The organism is Actinomadura sp. SCN-SB (genome assembly GCF_043906805.1).
Classification (GTDB): Bacteria; Actinomycetota; Actinomycetes; order Streptosporangiales; family Streptosporangiaceae; genus Spirillospora.
Window position 1 is genome coordinate 49,194 of record NZ_JBIMPP010000004.1, and the last position, 14,239, is coordinate 63,432.

General features: G+C 72.6%; 9 protein-coding genes. 7 read left to right on the top strand and 2 right to left on the bottom strand.

The window, feature by feature from the left end; genetic code table 11:
• The first annotated feature begins 196 nt into the window (after positions 1–196).
• The 6 genes from ACGWYJ_RS03865 (at position 197) to ACGWYJ_RS03890 (ending at position 11,473) form a co-directional block, all read left to right on the top strand.
• On the top strand, positions 197–5,677 hold the full coding sequence (locus ACGWYJ_RS03865; RefSeq protein WP_395104136.1) for a carboxyl transferase domain-containing protein: 5,481 nt from the start codon (positions 197–199) through the stop codon (positions 5,675–5,677).
• 430 nt (positions 5,678–6,107) lie between these two features.
• Positions 6,108–7,454: an LLM class flavin-dependent oxidoreductase gene (locus ACGWYJ_RS03870; protein WP_395104137.1), complete on the top strand. Its 1,347-nt coding sequence runs from the start codon at positions 6,108–6,110 to the stop codon at positions 7,452–7,454.
• A gap of 30 nt (positions 7,455–7,484) precedes the next feature.
• Positions 7,485–8,561 (top strand): ABC transporter substrate-binding protein, encoded by a 1,077-nt coding sequence (locus ACGWYJ_RS03875; protein ID WP_395104138.1) that lies wholly within the window; start codon positions 7,485–7,487, stop codon positions 8,559–8,561.
• Complete coding sequence (locus tag ACGWYJ_RS03880) at positions 8,561–9,421, top strand: ABC transporter permease (protein ID WP_395104139.1); 861 nt, start codon at positions 8,561–8,563, stop codon at positions 9,419–9,421. The genes ACGWYJ_RS03875 and ACGWYJ_RS03880 overlap by 1 nt, the downstream gene beginning before the upstream one ends.
• On the top strand, positions 9,397–10,164 hold the full coding sequence (locus ACGWYJ_RS03885) for an ABC transporter ATP-binding protein (RefSeq protein WP_395104140.1): 768 nt from the start codon (positions 9,397–9,399) through the stop codon (positions 10,162–10,164). The genes ACGWYJ_RS03880 and ACGWYJ_RS03885 overlap by 25 nt, the downstream gene beginning before the upstream one ends.
• On the top strand, positions 10,148–11,473 hold the full coding sequence (locus ACGWYJ_RS03890; protein WP_395104141.1) for an LLM class flavin-dependent oxidoreductase: 1,326 nt from the start codon (positions 10,148–10,150) through the stop codon (positions 11,471–11,473). The genes ACGWYJ_RS03885 and ACGWYJ_RS03890 overlap by 17 nt, the downstream gene beginning before the upstream one ends.
• 9 nt (positions 11,474–11,482) lie before the next feature.
• Here ACGWYJ_RS03890 and ACGWYJ_RS03895 read toward each other — a convergent pair whose 3' ends face one another.
• Positions 11,483–11,812, bottom strand: a complete 330-nt coding sequence (locus ACGWYJ_RS03895; protein ID WP_395104142.1) for a DUF2795 domain-containing protein — start codon at positions 11,810–11,812, stop codon at positions 11,483–11,485.
• Between the two features lie 84 nt (positions 11,813–11,896).
• Entirely contained in the window at positions 11,897–12,583 is a 687-nt protein-coding gene (locus ACGWYJ_RS03900) for a rhodanese-like domain-containing protein (protein ID WP_395104143.1), read from the bottom strand.
• A 375-nt stretch (positions 12,584–12,958) separates the two neighbouring features.
• Here ACGWYJ_RS03900 and ACGWYJ_RS03905 point away from each other — a divergent pair, with 375 nt between their 5' ends.
• Entirely contained in the window at positions 12,959–14,236 is a 1,278-nt protein-coding gene (locus ACGWYJ_RS03905) for an amino acid ABC transporter substrate-binding protein (protein ID WP_395104144.1), read from the top strand.
• Positions 14,237–14,239 lie beyond the last annotated feature (3 nt).

The following is a 14,239-nucleotide window of genomic DNA, read 5'->3' on the forward strand; positions in this document are numbered from 1 at the left end:
AACTGCGGTGGTGGTGGCTATGGGACGGCCGGGCTTGAGGGCTCCGGCTTTTGGACGTTTCCCACAAAGTGGGGGTGCCCAGCCTGCGCTGTCCCCGACATGGCGCGGACGGCCGGTCAGGCGGGAGGGTTGAGACCGCCGGGGTCGCCGTGTCGCGGCGCGCACCCATTCGTTGATCTTGAGGAGGACTCGGCCGGTGTTCAGTCGTGTCGCCATCGTCAACCGCGGTGAGGCCGCCATGCGGGTGATCCACGCCGTGCGGGACATCGCCGCGGAGACCGGGAACCGGATCGAGACCGTCGCCCTGCACACCGACGTCGACCGCTCGGCCGCCTTCGTGCGGGAGGCCGACCTCTCCTACGATCTCGGCCCGGCGGCGGCGCGCCCGTACCTGGACCTGAAGGTGCTGGAGCGCGCCCTGGTGGAGACCGGGGCGGACGCGGCGTGGGTCGGCTGGGGGTTCGTCGCGGAGGACCCGGCCTTCGCCGAGCTGTGCGAGGAGATCGGGGTCACCTTCGTCGGCCCGGACGCGGACGCCATGCGCCGGCTCGGCGACAAGATCGGCGCCAAGCTGCTCGCCGAGGAGGTGGGGGTGCCGGTCGCGCCGTGGAGCCGGGGCGCGGTCGAGAACCTGGACGCCGCGCTGGCGGCGGCGTCCCGGATCGGCTACCCGCTGATGCTGAAGGCGACCGCGGGCGGCGGCGGGCGCGGCATCCGGGTGATCAAGAGCGAGGCGGAGCTGGCCGACGCCTACGAGCGCACCAGCCAGGAGGCGGCGCGGGCGTTCGGCAGCGGCGTGGTGTTCCTGGAGCGGCTGGTCACCGGCGCCCGGCATGTCGAGGTGCAGGTGATCGCGGACGGGCAGGGCACGGCGTGGGCGCTGGGCGTGCGCGACTGCTCGGTGCAGCGGCGCAACCAGAAGGTCATCGAGGAGTCGGCGTCGCCCGTGCTGAGCCCGGAGCAGGCGGCCGAGCTGAAGGCGTCCGCCGAGCGGCTGGCGGTGGCGGTCGGCTACCGGGGCGCGGCGACCGTCGAGTTCCTCTACCACCCGGGCGAGCGGCTGTTCGCGTTCCTGGAGGTCAACACCCGGCTCCAGGTCGAGCACCCGATCACCGAGGTCACCACGGGGTTCGACCTGGTCAAGGCGCAGCTGCACGTGGCGGCCGGCGGACGGCTCGAAGGGGAGCCGCCGGTGGAGCGCGGGCACGCCGTCGAGGCCCGGCTGAACGCCGAGGACCCCGACCGCGACTTCGCGCCCTCCCCCGGGCGGATCGCGCGGCTCGACCTGCCCGCCGGGCCCGGCATCCGGGTGGACACCGGCGTCCGCGAGGGCGACACCATCCCCGCCGACTTCGACTCGATGATCGCGAAGATCATCGCCCATGGCCGCGACCGCGAGGAGGCGCTGGGCCGGCTGCGCCGGGCCATGGCGCAGACCACGGTGATCATCGAGGGCGGGGCCACCAACAAGAGCTTCGTGCTCGACCTGCTCGGCCAGCCCGAGGTGATCGACGCCTCCGCGGACACCGGCTGGATCGACCGCGTCCGCGACGAGGGCCGCCTGGTCTCCAACCGGCACTCCGGCGTGGCGCTGGCCGCCGCCGCCATCGCGGTGTACGAGGAGGAGGAGCGCGCCGAGCGGCAGCGGCTGCTGTCGACGGCGTTCGGCGGACGCCCGCAGGTCCGGCACGAGAGCGGCCGGCCGCTGGACCTCAAGCTGCGCGGCGCCGCCTACCGCGTGCGCGTGGCGCGGGTCGGCGCGCACCGGTTCCGCGTCGGCATCGAGACCGGCGACCGCGGGGGCATGCGCACGGCGGACGTCGAGCTGGACCGTTTCGACCGGCACAGCGGGCAGATCGTCGTCAACGGCAGCCGGCACCGCCTGCTCGCCGGCCGGCACGGGCCGATCCACCTGATCGAGGTGGACGGTGTGACGCACCAGGTCAGCCAGGACGAGGGCGGCGTCGTCCGGTCCCCCGCCCCGGCGCTGGTGGTCGCCACGCCGGTGGAGGTCGGCGCCGAGGTCGAGGCGGGCGCGCCGGTGCTGGTGCTGGAGAGCATGAAGATGGAGACGGTGCTGCGCGCGCCGTTCAAGGCCCGGCTCAAGGAATGCGCCGTGTCGGTGGGCAGCCAGGTGGAGACCGGCGCTCCGCTGCTGCGGCTGGAGGCGGTCGCCGACGACGCGGGGGCCGAGGAGACCTCGGCGGCCGGGGCGGTCGAGCTGGACCTGCCCGCGGCGCCCGCGTCGATCCCGGCGCGGGCGCGGGCCGCGCGCGGCCGGGAGGACCTGCGCAGCCTGCTGCTGGGCTTCGACGTCGATCCGCACGACGAGCGCCGGGTGCTGGAGGAGTACCTGGACGCGCGCCGGGCGTCCGCCGACGAGGGCCACCGGCCGCTGGCCGACGAGCTGGCGCTGGTCGAGGCGTTCACCGACCTGGCCGAGCTGAGCCGCAACCGGCCCGCCGGTGAGGACGGCGGCGGCGACGGTCACGTGCACAGCGACCGCGAGCACTTCCACACCTACCTGCAGAGCCTGGACGTCGAGCGGGCCGGGCTGCCGGAGGCGTTCCAGGCCAAGCTCGCCAAGGCGCTCGCGCACTACGGCGTCACGGAGCTCGAACGCACCCCGGAGCTGGAGGCCGCGGTCTTCCGGATCTTCCTGGCGCTGCAGCGCGCGTCCACCGACGCCACGGTCGTCACGACGCTGTTGCGCGCCTGGCTGCGGGAGCCGCCGCCGGACCACACACTGCACGAGCCCGTGGGCCTGATGCTGGAACGGCTGGTGGCGGCGACGCAGGTCCGCTTCCCCGTGGTCTCCGACCTGGCGCGCGGGGTGGTGTTCGCCTGGTTCGCCCAGCCGCTGCTGCGCCGCAACCGCGCCCGCGTGTACGCCGACGTCCGCAAGCACCTGCGCCACCTGGACGCGCACCCGGACGCGCCGGACCGCGCCGAGCGCATCGCCGAGATGGTGCGCAGCACCGAGCCGCTGGTGCGGCTGCTGGGCCGGCGGCTGGTCCGCCACGACCGGGACAACTCGGTCATGCTGGAGGTGCTGACCCGCCGCTACTACGGCAACAAGGACCTCACCGGCGTCCGCACCAGCGAGGTCGCCGGATGCCGGTTCGTGGTCGCCGAGCGCGCGGGGTCGTGCGTGGTGTCGGCCGCGGTCGGCTTCGAGTCGCTGGGACGGGCGCTGGACGGCCTGGCGGAGCTGGCGGGCGGACAGGACGCCATCGACGCCGACACGGACGCCGACATCTATCTCTCCTGGGAGCGGCAGCCGGAGGACTTCGACGCGATGGCCGCCGCGCTGCACGAGGTCATCAACGCGCATCCGCTGCCGGAGCGGGTCCGCCGGCTCACCGCCACCGTCGCGGGCCGGAGCGGCGCGGTGATGCACCACCACTTCACCTTCCGCCCGTCCCCCACCGGGATGGAGGAGGAACGGCTGATCCGCGGCCTGCACCCGTACATCGCCGAGCGGATGCGGATGCACCGGCTGAGCGGGTTCGACCTCACCCGGCTGCCGTCCTCGGACGAGGAGGTCTACCTGTTCCGGTGCGTGGCGCGGGAGAACCCGTCCGACGACCGTCTCGTGGCGTTCGCGCAGGTGCGGGATCTGACCGAGCTGCGCGAGCACGACGGCAGGCTGGTCGCGCTGCCGACCGCCGAGAACACCATCGCCACCTGCCTCGACTCGATCCGCCGCGCGCAGTCGCGGCGGCCGTCCAAGGCCCGCTTCACCACCAACCGGATCGTGATCTACGTGTGGCCGCCGAGCCGCATCACCAGGTCCGAGCTGGACATGCTGGTCGAGCGGATCCTGCCGACGACCGCGGGCGCCGGTCTGGAGGAGATCGAGTTCATCGCCCGGCAGCGCGACGGCGGGACCGGCGAGCTGCGCAAGATCGCCGTGCGGGTCACCTTCGACGCCACCGGCGGCGCCGAGGTGACCGTCGGCGAGCCGTCGGACGCGCCGGTCGAGCCGGTGGACGGCTACCGGCAGAAGGTGCTGCGCGCGAGCGCCCGCAACACCGTGTACCCGTACGAGCTGACCGGCCTGCTCGGCGACTTCACCGAGCACGACCTGGACGACCGGAACGCGCTGGTCCCGGTGGACCGTCCCAAGGGGCGCAACACCGCGGGGATCGTCGCGGGCGTGGTCAGCACCAAGACCGGGCGGCATCCGGAGGGCGTCACCCGGGTCGTGCTGCTCGGCGACCCGACCAAGTCGCTCGGGGCGCTGGCGGAGCCGGAGTGCCGCCGCGTGATCGCCGCGCTGGACCTGGCGGAGCGGATGCGGGTGCCGCTGGAGTGGTACGCGCTGTCCGCCGGCGCCCGGATCTCCATGGACTCCGGCACGGAGAACATGGACTGGGTGGCCGCGGCGCTCAAGCGGATCGTGGAGTTCACCCAGGCGGGCGGCGAGATCAACGTCGTGGTCGCGGGCATCAACGTCGGCGCGCAGCCGTACTGGAACGCCGAGGCGACGATGCTCATGCACACCAGGGGCATCCTGGTGATGACGCCGGACTCGGCGATGGTGCTCACCGGCAAGCAGTCGCTGGACTTTTCCGGCGGCGTGTCGGCCGAGGACAACTTCGGCATCGGCGGCTACGACCGGGTGATGGGCCCGAACGGGCAGGCGCAGTACTGGGCGCCGAACCTGGCCGCGGCGCGGGACGTGCTGATGGCGCACTACGACCACACCTATGTCGTGCCCGGCGAGGACGGGCCGCGCCGCGCCCGCACGTCCGACCCCGTCGACCGCGACATCCGCGACTTCCCGCACGCCGTGGAGGGCAGCGAGTTCACCACCGTCGGCGAGATCTTCTCCGCCGAGGCCAACCCGGACCGCAAGAAGCCGTTCGACATCCGCACCGTGATGCGGGCGCTGTCCGACCAGGACCACCCGGTGCTGGAGCGCTGGGCGGGGATGGCGGACGCGGAGACGGCCGTGGTGCAGGACGTGCACCTGGGCGGCATGCCGGTGTGCCTGCTCGGCATCGAGTCGCGGTCGGTGCCGCGGCGCGGCTTCCCGCCCACCGACGGCCCGGACGCCTACACCGCGGGCACGCTGTTCCCGCAGTCGTCCAAGAAGGCGGCGCGGGCCATCAACGCGGCCAGCGGCAACCGGCCGCTGGTGGTGCTAGCGAACCTGTCGGGCTTCGACGGCTCGCCGGAGTCGATGCGCAAGCTGCAACTGGAGTACGGCGCCGAGATCGGCCGGGCGATCGTGAACTTCCGCGGGCCCATCGTGTTCTGCGTGATCTCCCGGTACCACGGCGGCGCGTTCGTGGTGTTCTCCAAGGCGCTGAACCCGAACATGACGGTGCTCGCGCTGGAGGGCTCGTTCGCCTCGGTGCTCGGCGGCGCCCCCGCCGCCGCGGTGGTGTTCGCCGGCGAGGTCGACGCCCGTACCGCGGCCGACCCGCGGGTGCGGGACCTGGAGGCCCGTGTCACGGCGGCCTCGGGCGCCGACCGCGCGACGCTGACCGCGGAGCTGGACGAGCTGCGCGCCTCGGTGCGGGCGGAGAAGCTCGGCGAGGTCGCCACCGAGTTCGACCGCGTCCACGACATCCGGCGCGCGGTCGAGGTCGGCTCGGTCGACGCCGTCGTCAGCGCCGCCGAGCTGCGCCCGCGCGTTATCGAGGCCATCGAGTCCCGCCTGCGCTGACGGCTCCCGCCGCCGGTCGCCGTCCTCCTCGCCGACCGGCGGCGTGCCGTGCGTGTGGAAGGTCTCGATGGTCTTCAGGCCCCATGCCTGGCCCTTCTTGCGCTCCTCCTCCGTCCAGGTGATGAGCTCCCAGTCGGGTGCCAGCACGGTGCCGTCCAGGTCGGGGGTGAGCAGCTCGACGTGGCCGAGGTGGGCGACGTCCCCCAAGGTGCGGTCATGTGGGCGCTCCTGATTCGGTTCGGTTCGGTGCGGCCCGGACTCCGGCGCCACCGGAACGGCTCGTGACCTCCACACCGGGACCGTACGCGAGATTGTCGACAATGTGAAGAACAATCGGTATCGCGCGAGACGCCCGCCACAGGCCGGAGGCTTTCCCGATAAAAAAGGTATGTATAGTCTTTTAACTAGAGATCTTGGGAGGGGGACCGCGATGACCGGTGGCGGGCGACGGCTGCACCTGAACGCCTTCATCCAGGGCGTGGGTCATCACGAGGCGGCCTGGCGACATCCGGAGACGGACCCGGCCCGCCTCACCGACGTGCGCTACTTCCAGGAGGTCGCCCGGCTCGCCGAGCGCGGCGCGCTGGACTCGGTGTTCTTCGCCGACGCGCTCTCCCTCACCGAGGACATCCGCTACCAGCCGATACGCCGCCCCGAGCCGCTGACGCTGCTGGCCGCGATCGCCGTGGCCACCGAGCGGATCGGGCTCATCGCGACCGCGTCCACCACCTACTCCGAGCCCTACAACCTGGCCCGGCAGTTCGCGTCCGTGGACCACATCAGCGGCGGGCGGGCCGGCTGGAACATCGTCACCTCCTCCGCCACCGGCGCCGCCGCCAACTTCGGGTTCGACGAGCAGCCCGCGCACCACGACCGTTACGTGCGCGCGGACGAGTTCGTCGACGTGGTCACCAAGCTGTGGGACAGCTGGGAGGACGACGCGATCGTCGGCGACCGGGACGCGGGCGTCTACGCCGACCCGGACAAGGTCCACGCCATCGAGCACGAGGGGCCGCTGCTGCGCGTGCGCGGCCCGCTGAACGTGCCGCGTTCGCCCCAAGGATGGCCCGTCCTCGTGCAGGCGGGCTCGTCGGAGGACGGGCGCGACTTCGCCGCCCGCCACGCCGAGGCCATCTTCACCGCGCAGCAGGACCTGGACCAGGCGCTCGCGTTCGCCGCCGACGTGCGCCGCCGCGCCGCGGCGATCGGCCGCGACCCCGGCCACCTCAGGATCCTGCCCGGCCTGAGCCCGGTGATCGGCGACACCGAGGCGGTGGCGCTGGCCCGCAAGGAGGAGCTGGACGCGCTGGCCGTCCCCGAGTACGGCCTGCTCACGCTGCGGCGGCTGGCCGGCGTCGACCTGTCCGGCGTCCCGCTGGACGACCCCGTCCCGCCCGGCCTGCTGAACGGCGACGCGGTGGAGACCAGCAAGAGCCGGCGCGCGCTGGTCGCCGACATCGTGCGGCGGGAACGGCCGACCGTGCGCGGGCTCCTGCGACGGCTCGCCGGCGCCCGCGGCCACAAGGTGATCGCCGGGACGCCCGAGCAGATCGCCGACCACATCCAGACCTGGTTCGAGGCGGGTGCCGCCGACGGCTTCAACATCATGGCGCCCTACCTGCCGGGCGGCCTGGAGCTGTTCATCGACCACGTCGTGCCCGAACTGCGGCGCCGGGGCCTGTTCCGGACCGGCTACACCGGCTCGACGCTTCGCGAGCACTACGGCCTGCCCCGTCCCGAGAGCCGCTACGCGTCCCGGGCCACGGCGGCCCGCTGACCACCACTGCGGAAGGAAGAGCCCCAGAAGATGTTCAACCGATCCCCTCGCGCGGTGCTCGCGCTCGTCCTCGCGTTGCCGCTCGTCCTGGCCGGGTGCGGTGGGGACGAGGGCGGTGAGCTCGCGGCCGACGCGCCGCTGCCCACCGCCGTCCCGGCCGGTGCGGAGATCGTCTTCGGCGACCAGAACGAGCAGGACCAGGTCCTCATGCGGGCGTCGGGCGAACTCGGCCAGATGAAGGCCAAGGTCACGTACGCCAACTTCATCGGTGGCCCGTCCATCCTGGAGGCGTTCCGCGGCGACGCGATCGACCTGGCGGTGGTCGCCGACACGCCGCCGATCCAGGCGCAGGCCGCGGGCGTGGACGTCCCCATCATCGCGGCCCGCCAGGAGCGGCCCTTCGACTACCACCTGGCCATCGCGCCGGGCGCGAACATCACGACGCTCCGCGACCTCAAGGGCAAGAAGATCGCCTACGGGGAGGGCACCGGCCGCCAGCCGTACATCCTGCGCGCGCTCAAGAAGGCGGGGCTGACCAAGAAGGACGTCACGCTGGTGCCGCTGAAGGCGGCCGACTTCCCCGACGCCATCCGCAACCGGCAGGTGGACGCCGCGCCGCTGAACGAGCCGCACTACACGCGCTACATCACCGAGTACCGGAGCCGCGGTGGCACCGGGCTCCCCGAGTCGGAGACCGCGGGCCTGGCCACCGGGCTGTGGTACCTGTACGCGCGGCGCGAGGCGCTGCGGGACCCGGCGAAGGCGGCGGCCATCGCCGAGTACGTGCGGCACTGGGTCCGCGCGCAGGCGTGGGTCAACAAGAACCCGGACGCCTGGATCGACGCCTACGTGGTGAAGAACCAGAAGCTGTCCCCCGCCGACGGCCAGGCCATGATCCGCAGCCAGGGCGCGTTCACCTTCCCCAAGCTGGACCAGGCCCTCATCGCCCGCCAGCAGCAGACCATCGACCTTCTCTTCGAGGCCGGTGACCTGCCCAAGCGGCTCCAGGCCAAGGAGGCGATCGACACCCGCTTCGACCCGGTGATCCAGGAGGCGGCGGCGAGCGTGGGCGCGAGCCGGACACCGGACGCGGGAGGCGGATCCTGATGGCGCTGACCGCATCGGGCACCACCGCGCGGCAGGACCAGGGCGGCGCGTCCGCGCCGGACGCGCCGCGGCGGCCGAAGCGCACGGTGCGGCTGACGTCGCGCCGCCCGCTGGGCGCGGCACGGCTGCTGGGCCCGGTCGTGGTCCTGGTGGTGTGGCAGGTCGCGTCCAGCACCGGGCTGCTCGACCCGCGGCAGCTCGAGGCGCCGAGCACGGCCCTGCGCACCGGGGCCCAGATGTTCGCGGACGGCGAGCTGGTCGGGCACCTGCTCGCCTCGGCGCGCCGCGCGGGCACCGCCCTGGTCTGCGGCGTGCTGCTGGGCACGGTCCTGGCGCTGCTGTCGGGACTGTCGCGGGCCGGGGAGGCCGCCGTGGACGGGCTGGTGCAGATCAAACGCGCCATCCCGACGCTGGCGCTGATCCCGCTGGCGATCCTGTGGCTCGGCATCGGCGAGACCATGAAGATCACGCTGATCACCCTCAGCGTGCTGGTGCCGGTCTACATCAACACGCACGCGGCCCTGCGCGGCATCGACTACCGGTACGTCGAGCTGGCCTTCACCGTGCACCTGTCCCGATGGCAGTTCATCCGCAGGGTGGCGCTGCCGGGGGCGCTGCCCGGCTTCTTCACCGGCCTGCGGCTGGCGGTCACGATGTCGTGGACGGCGCTGGTCGTGCTGGAGCAGATCAACGCGACCGAGGGCATCGGCTACGTGATGACCAAGGCCCGCGACTACGGCCAGACCGACATCATCGTGGTCGGCCTGGTCATCTACGCCACGATGGGGCTGCTCTCCGACGGTCTCGTGCGTGTCGCGGAGAGGAGGGCGCTGTCATGGCGGACGTCGCTGGGAGCGTGACCGAGTCCACGACGGACCGGGCCGTCGTCACGATCTCGGGGCTGACCCGCCGCTACGGGGAGCGCGCGGTGCTGGACGCGATCGACCTGGAGATCGCGCCGGGCGAGTTCGTCGCGCTGATCGGCCGGAGCGGCTCGGGCAAGAGCACGCTGCTGCGCGCCCTGGCACGCCTCGACCCGGACGTCGACGGCGACGGCCGCCTTGAGGTCCCCGAGAACCGCTCGGTCATGTTCCAGGACTCGCGGCTGCTGCCCTGGGCGCGTGTGCTGGACAACGTGGTGCTGGGGCTCGACTCCCCCGACGCCGCGGCGCGCGGCCGGGCGGCGCTGGCCGACGTGGGCCTGGCGGGGCGGGAACGCGCCTGGCCCAGGATGCTGTCGGGCGGCGAGCAGCAGCGCGTCGCGCTGGCGCGGTCCCTCGTACGGGAACCGGCCCTGCTGCTGGCCGACGAGCCGTTCGGCGCGCTGGACGCGCTGACCCGGATCCGCATGCACGTCCTGCTGGCCGACCTGTGCGCGCGGCACCGTCCCGCCGTGCTGCTGGTCACGCACGACGTGGACGAGGCGATCACGCTCGCCGACCGCGTCCTGGTGCTGGACGAGGGCCGCATCCGCGTGGACCTGCCCGTCGGGCTCGCCAAGCCCCGGGACCACGAGCACCCCGACTTCCTGAACATCCGGAGGACCCTGCTCGAAGGGCTGGGCATCACCAGAAAGGACGGCCGCGATGTCGCTGCACCTTAACGTCTTCGTGGTCGGTCACGGCCATCACGAGGCGGCCTGGAGGCATCCGCGCTCCACCACCGCCGCGGTCACCGACGTCGCCTACTTCCAGTCGCTGGCGCGCCGCGCCGAGGAGGGGCTGCTGGACTCGGTGTTCTTCGCCGACCAGCTCGTCCTGGGCAACGGCGACGCCGAGTTCCGCCCGCGCGGCGGGCTGGAGCCGCTGACGCTGCTGGCGGCGCTGGCCACCGTCACCGAGCGGATCGGGCTGATCGCGACCGCGTCCACCACCTACACCGAGCCGTTCAACCTGGCCCGGCAGTTCGCCTCGCTGGACCACATCAGCCATGGCCGGATCGGGTGGAACATCGTCACCTCGTGGGCGGTCGGCGCCGCCGCCAACTTCGGCCTGGACCGCCCCATCCCGCACGACGAGCGGTACGCCCGCGCGTTCGAGTACATGGAGGTCGTCACCCGGCTGTGGGACAGCTGGGCCGACGACGCGGTCGTGCACGACCAGGCCGCGGGACGCTTCGCCGACCCCGCCAAGATCAGGGAGGCCGGGTTCGAGGGCGAGTTCTACCGGGTGAAGGGCGCGGGGACCGTCCCGAGGCCGCCGCAGGGGCACCCCGTCCTGGTGCAGGCCGGTTCGTCGGAGGAGGGGCGCCGGTTCGCCGCGCACCACGCCGAGGCGATCTTCACCGCGCAGCAGGACATGGCCGAGGCGGTCGCGTTCGCCGCCGACGTCCGCCGCCGCGCGTCCGCCGCGGGCCGCGACCCCCGGCATCTGAAGATCCTTCCCGGGCTCAGCCCGATCATCGGCTCGACCGAGGAGGAGGCGCGGCGGCTGGAGCGCGAGCTGAACGAGCTGACCCTTCCCGAGGTCGGCCTGCGCCACCTGTCGGCGCGTTTCGACGGCGCCGACCTGTCGGGCATCCCGCTGGACGAGCCCCTCTCGGTGGACGCGCTGCCGCGGCCGTCGGACGTGCAGGGCCCGCAGAGCCGCGCCAAGCTCATCACCGACCTGGTGCGGCGCGAGCGTCCCACCCTGCGCGAACTGCTCTACCGGCTGGCGGGGGCGCGCGGCCACCTGGTCGTGACCGGGACGCCCGAGCAGATCGCCGACAGGATCGAGGAGTGGTCCGAGGCGGGCGCCGCCGACGGGTTCAACATCATGCCCCCGCACCTGCCGGGCGGCCTGGACGACTTCATCGACCACGTGGTGCCCGAACTCCAGCGCCGCGGCCTGTTCCGCAAGGAGTACGAGGGCACGACCCTGCGTGACCATTACGACCTGCCCCGGCCGCGCAACCGTGTCTTCGAGCCGTGACCGGTGCCGCTACCGGCGCCGGCGCGGCTCCCTGTGCAGCTCCTCCTGGACGGGTGGCTCCTCGCTGTCGCGCATGTGCTCGGCCAGCTGCGGCTTCCTGTGATGGGTGCGCTGGTAGTCCCGCTCCGCCGGGCTGCGTCCCGGATCCGGCTCGGTGGGCACGGACCTGAGCACCTGCTCGACGTTGTCGTAGTCGCCGAGCGGAAGGGCGGCGAGCGCCCTTTCGGCGGCGGAGCCGGGCTGCCGGTAGCGCGCGTGCGCGACGATCTGCTGCTTGCTCGCCGGAAAGGCGAGATCCCCCAGCATCTCCTCGATCCGGCGGGTGTCGGAGACCCTCATCGTCCTGGTCCTCTCGGTCGCCTGATCGCCGACCGCCACGGCGCTGACCCTGCCCGCTGACCGGCCGCCGAAACGCGCGGGCGCTCAGCGGGGGCCGGAGCGGGGCGAGCGGGCGATCGCGGTGGCGACGATGCCGACCGGGGTCGCGTCCGGGCGGGTCACGACGATCTCGTGGAGACCGGCGCGGTCCGCCCGGCGCATCAGGGCGGCGGCGTCCTCGCTCGGCCGCACGGTCGGGGCCGCCGGGTTCATGAACCGCTCGGCCGGCGCCTCGTCCGGGGCGCCCGCCAGCTCCCGCTCGCCGATCACGCCCTGGACGACGCCGGAGGCGTCCACCACCAGCGCCACGCCGGCGGGGTCGGCGAGGATGCGGTCGGCCACCTCCCCCATCCGGTCCTCGGGGGCCGCCACCACCGGGTCGCGGCGCACCACGCGCGAGACCAGCTCCGCGTGCCCCTCGTACGGCAGGTCGGCCGACAGCCAGTCCAGCTTCCCCGCGGCGTAGTCGTAGACCTCGGGGTGGCCGAGGCGTTCGAGCCGGTGGGCGGCGCGCGGGCTCAGGTCGCATTGCAGGTCCTGGCAGTAGACGATCACCGGGCGGGCGGGGTCCAGGCCCCACGCCTCCGGAGCGTCCAATTCCGCGAGCGAACGGTGCACCGCGCCGGGCAGATGCGCCCAGTCGTACTGCCTTCTCGACAGCACCTCGACGATCTGGGCGTCCCGGTCCCGGACCAGCTCCTGCACGCCTCGCCGGTCGATGTTGCGCACCATGCCGACCCCCTACCCGCACGACCCGAGGTATGCGTGCCGTCCCTCGCCAGGCCCGGTCCCGCGACGCTTCTTTCATAGGGCGGAATAAAAGTATCCACTGTGCGGAGACCGACGTACTCTCAGGGCGCCCATGGGTGACCGCGAGAGGCGGTGTCGGCTCGTGAGTTCGGACCAGCGAAGAGCGGTGTCACCGACCCGCCGGGGGATGCTCGGATCGGGGGGCTGACCGTCGTGGGCGGACGGGTCGTCCACGACGCCTTACCACACCGCTGAGGCCCGCACCGGAGATCAGAGAGAGATCGCCACTGAGATATTGCACACAGAAAAAATTGAAGATTACACTACCGGGACGACACGGCGGCGAGGTGGCTTGCCATGGGCGATAACGGACATCGCGGAAACCGTCTCTTCACGCTGGTCGCGGCCGGCCTGCTCCTCAGCGGAGCGGCGGCGGCCTGCGAGCAGAAGTCCGGATCCGGCGACGGGACGGAGGACAGTGGCAAGCCGATCGTCGTCGGCTCCACCCTCTCCCTGAGCGGCGCGTTCGCCGCGACCGGCGCCATCCACAAGATCGCGGGCGAGCAGTTCGTCGCCCGGCTCAACGCGAACGGCGGGCTGCTGGGCCGGCAGGTCCGCTGGGTGGTCCGGGACGACGAGTCCGACCAGGCCAAGGTCAGCACGCTGTACGAACAGCTGATCACCCAGGACCGGGTGGACCTGATCATCGGCCCGTACGCGACGCCGAACATCCTGTCCGCGATGGCCGTGGCGTCGCGGCACGGGTACACACTGCCGCAACACACCTCCGTGATCGCGCCGCTGATGACCTACCGGTGCCAGTTCCCGGCGTGGTCGATCGGCCCCGAGCCCAACAAGGTGGTGCCGAACCAGCTGTTCGACGCGGTGGCGACGCTCCCCGACCCGCCCAAGCGGGTCGCCATCCTCACCAACCAGAACGGCTCCACCGACTTCGTGTCCTACGGCTCCGGCAACGACAAGGTCGGCATGGTGTCCATCGCCAAGCAGCGCGGCCTGGACGTCGTCCTCGAACGGCGCTACCCGCCCAACACCACGAGCTGGGCGCCGCTGGCCACCCAGATCCGCGACGCCAAGCCCGACCTGGTCATCAACGACGGCCTCGGAGTGGACCCCGTCAACCTGCTCCAGGCGATGAAGCAGTTGAACTACAAGCCCCCGCTGATGTTCAGCCTGTTCCCGGCGCCCGGCCCGCTGCTGGGGCTCGGCGACACCTCCGACGGCCTGCTGTCGGTCACCATCTTCGAGCCCAACAAGGCGACGCTGGACCGGCTCGGCCCGGACGCGACCGCCATCGTGAACGACTTCAAGGCCAGGGCGACCCAGGCCAAGCTGCCGTACACGGTGTTCGAGACGCAGGCCGCCGCGTCCTGGAACGCCTGGGAGATCCTGGTCGCCGGCGTGAAGGCGGCGGGCAAGGTCGACAACAAGGCCATCTGCGACAGCCTGCACGCCAAGGGCGCCGACACCACCTTCGCCGGCCACCTCACCTTCGACCCGAAGGCCAACAACTTCTGGACGACCACCCAGGCCATCAAGCAGATCCAGAACCGCGACTGGGTCACGGTCTACCCACCGCAGCGCGCGGCGGGACGGCTGCGGTCCTCCGCGGGCTGAGGC

Bases quoted from the DNA above. Each gene is read 5' to 3' on its own strand.
- ACGWYJ_RS03900 (WP_395104143.1), bottom strand. From the start codon at position 12,583: ATGGTGCGCAACATCGACCGGCGAGGCGTGCAGGAGCTGGTCCGGGAC.
- ACGWYJ_RS03905 (WP_395104144.1), top strand. From the start codon at position 12,959: ATGGGCGATAACGGACATCGCGGAAACCGTCTCTTCACGCTGGTCGCG.
- ACGWYJ_RS03885 (WP_395104140.1), top strand. From the start codon at position 9,397: ATGGCGGACGTCGCTGGGAGCGTGACCGAGTCCACGACGGACCGGGCC.
- ACGWYJ_RS03880 (WP_395104139.1), top strand. From the start codon at position 8,561: ATGGCGCTGACCGCATCGGGCACCACCGCGCGGCAGGACCAGGGCGGC.
- ACGWYJ_RS03895 (WP_395104142.1), bottom strand. From the start codon at position 11,812: ATGAGGGTCTCCGACACCCGCCGGATCGAGGAGATGCTGGGGGATCTC.
- ACGWYJ_RS03870 (WP_395104137.1), top strand. From the start codon at position 6,108: ATGACCGGTGGCGGGCGACGGCTGCACCTGAACGCCTTCATCCAGGGC.
- ACGWYJ_RS03875 (WP_395104138.1), top strand. From the start codon at position 7,485: ATGTTCAACCGATCCCCTCGCGCGGTGCTCGCGCTCGTCCTCGCGTTG.
- ACGWYJ_RS03890 (WP_395104141.1), top strand. From the start codon at position 10,148: ATGTCGCTGCACCTTAACGTCTTCGTGGTCGGTCACGGCCATCACGAG.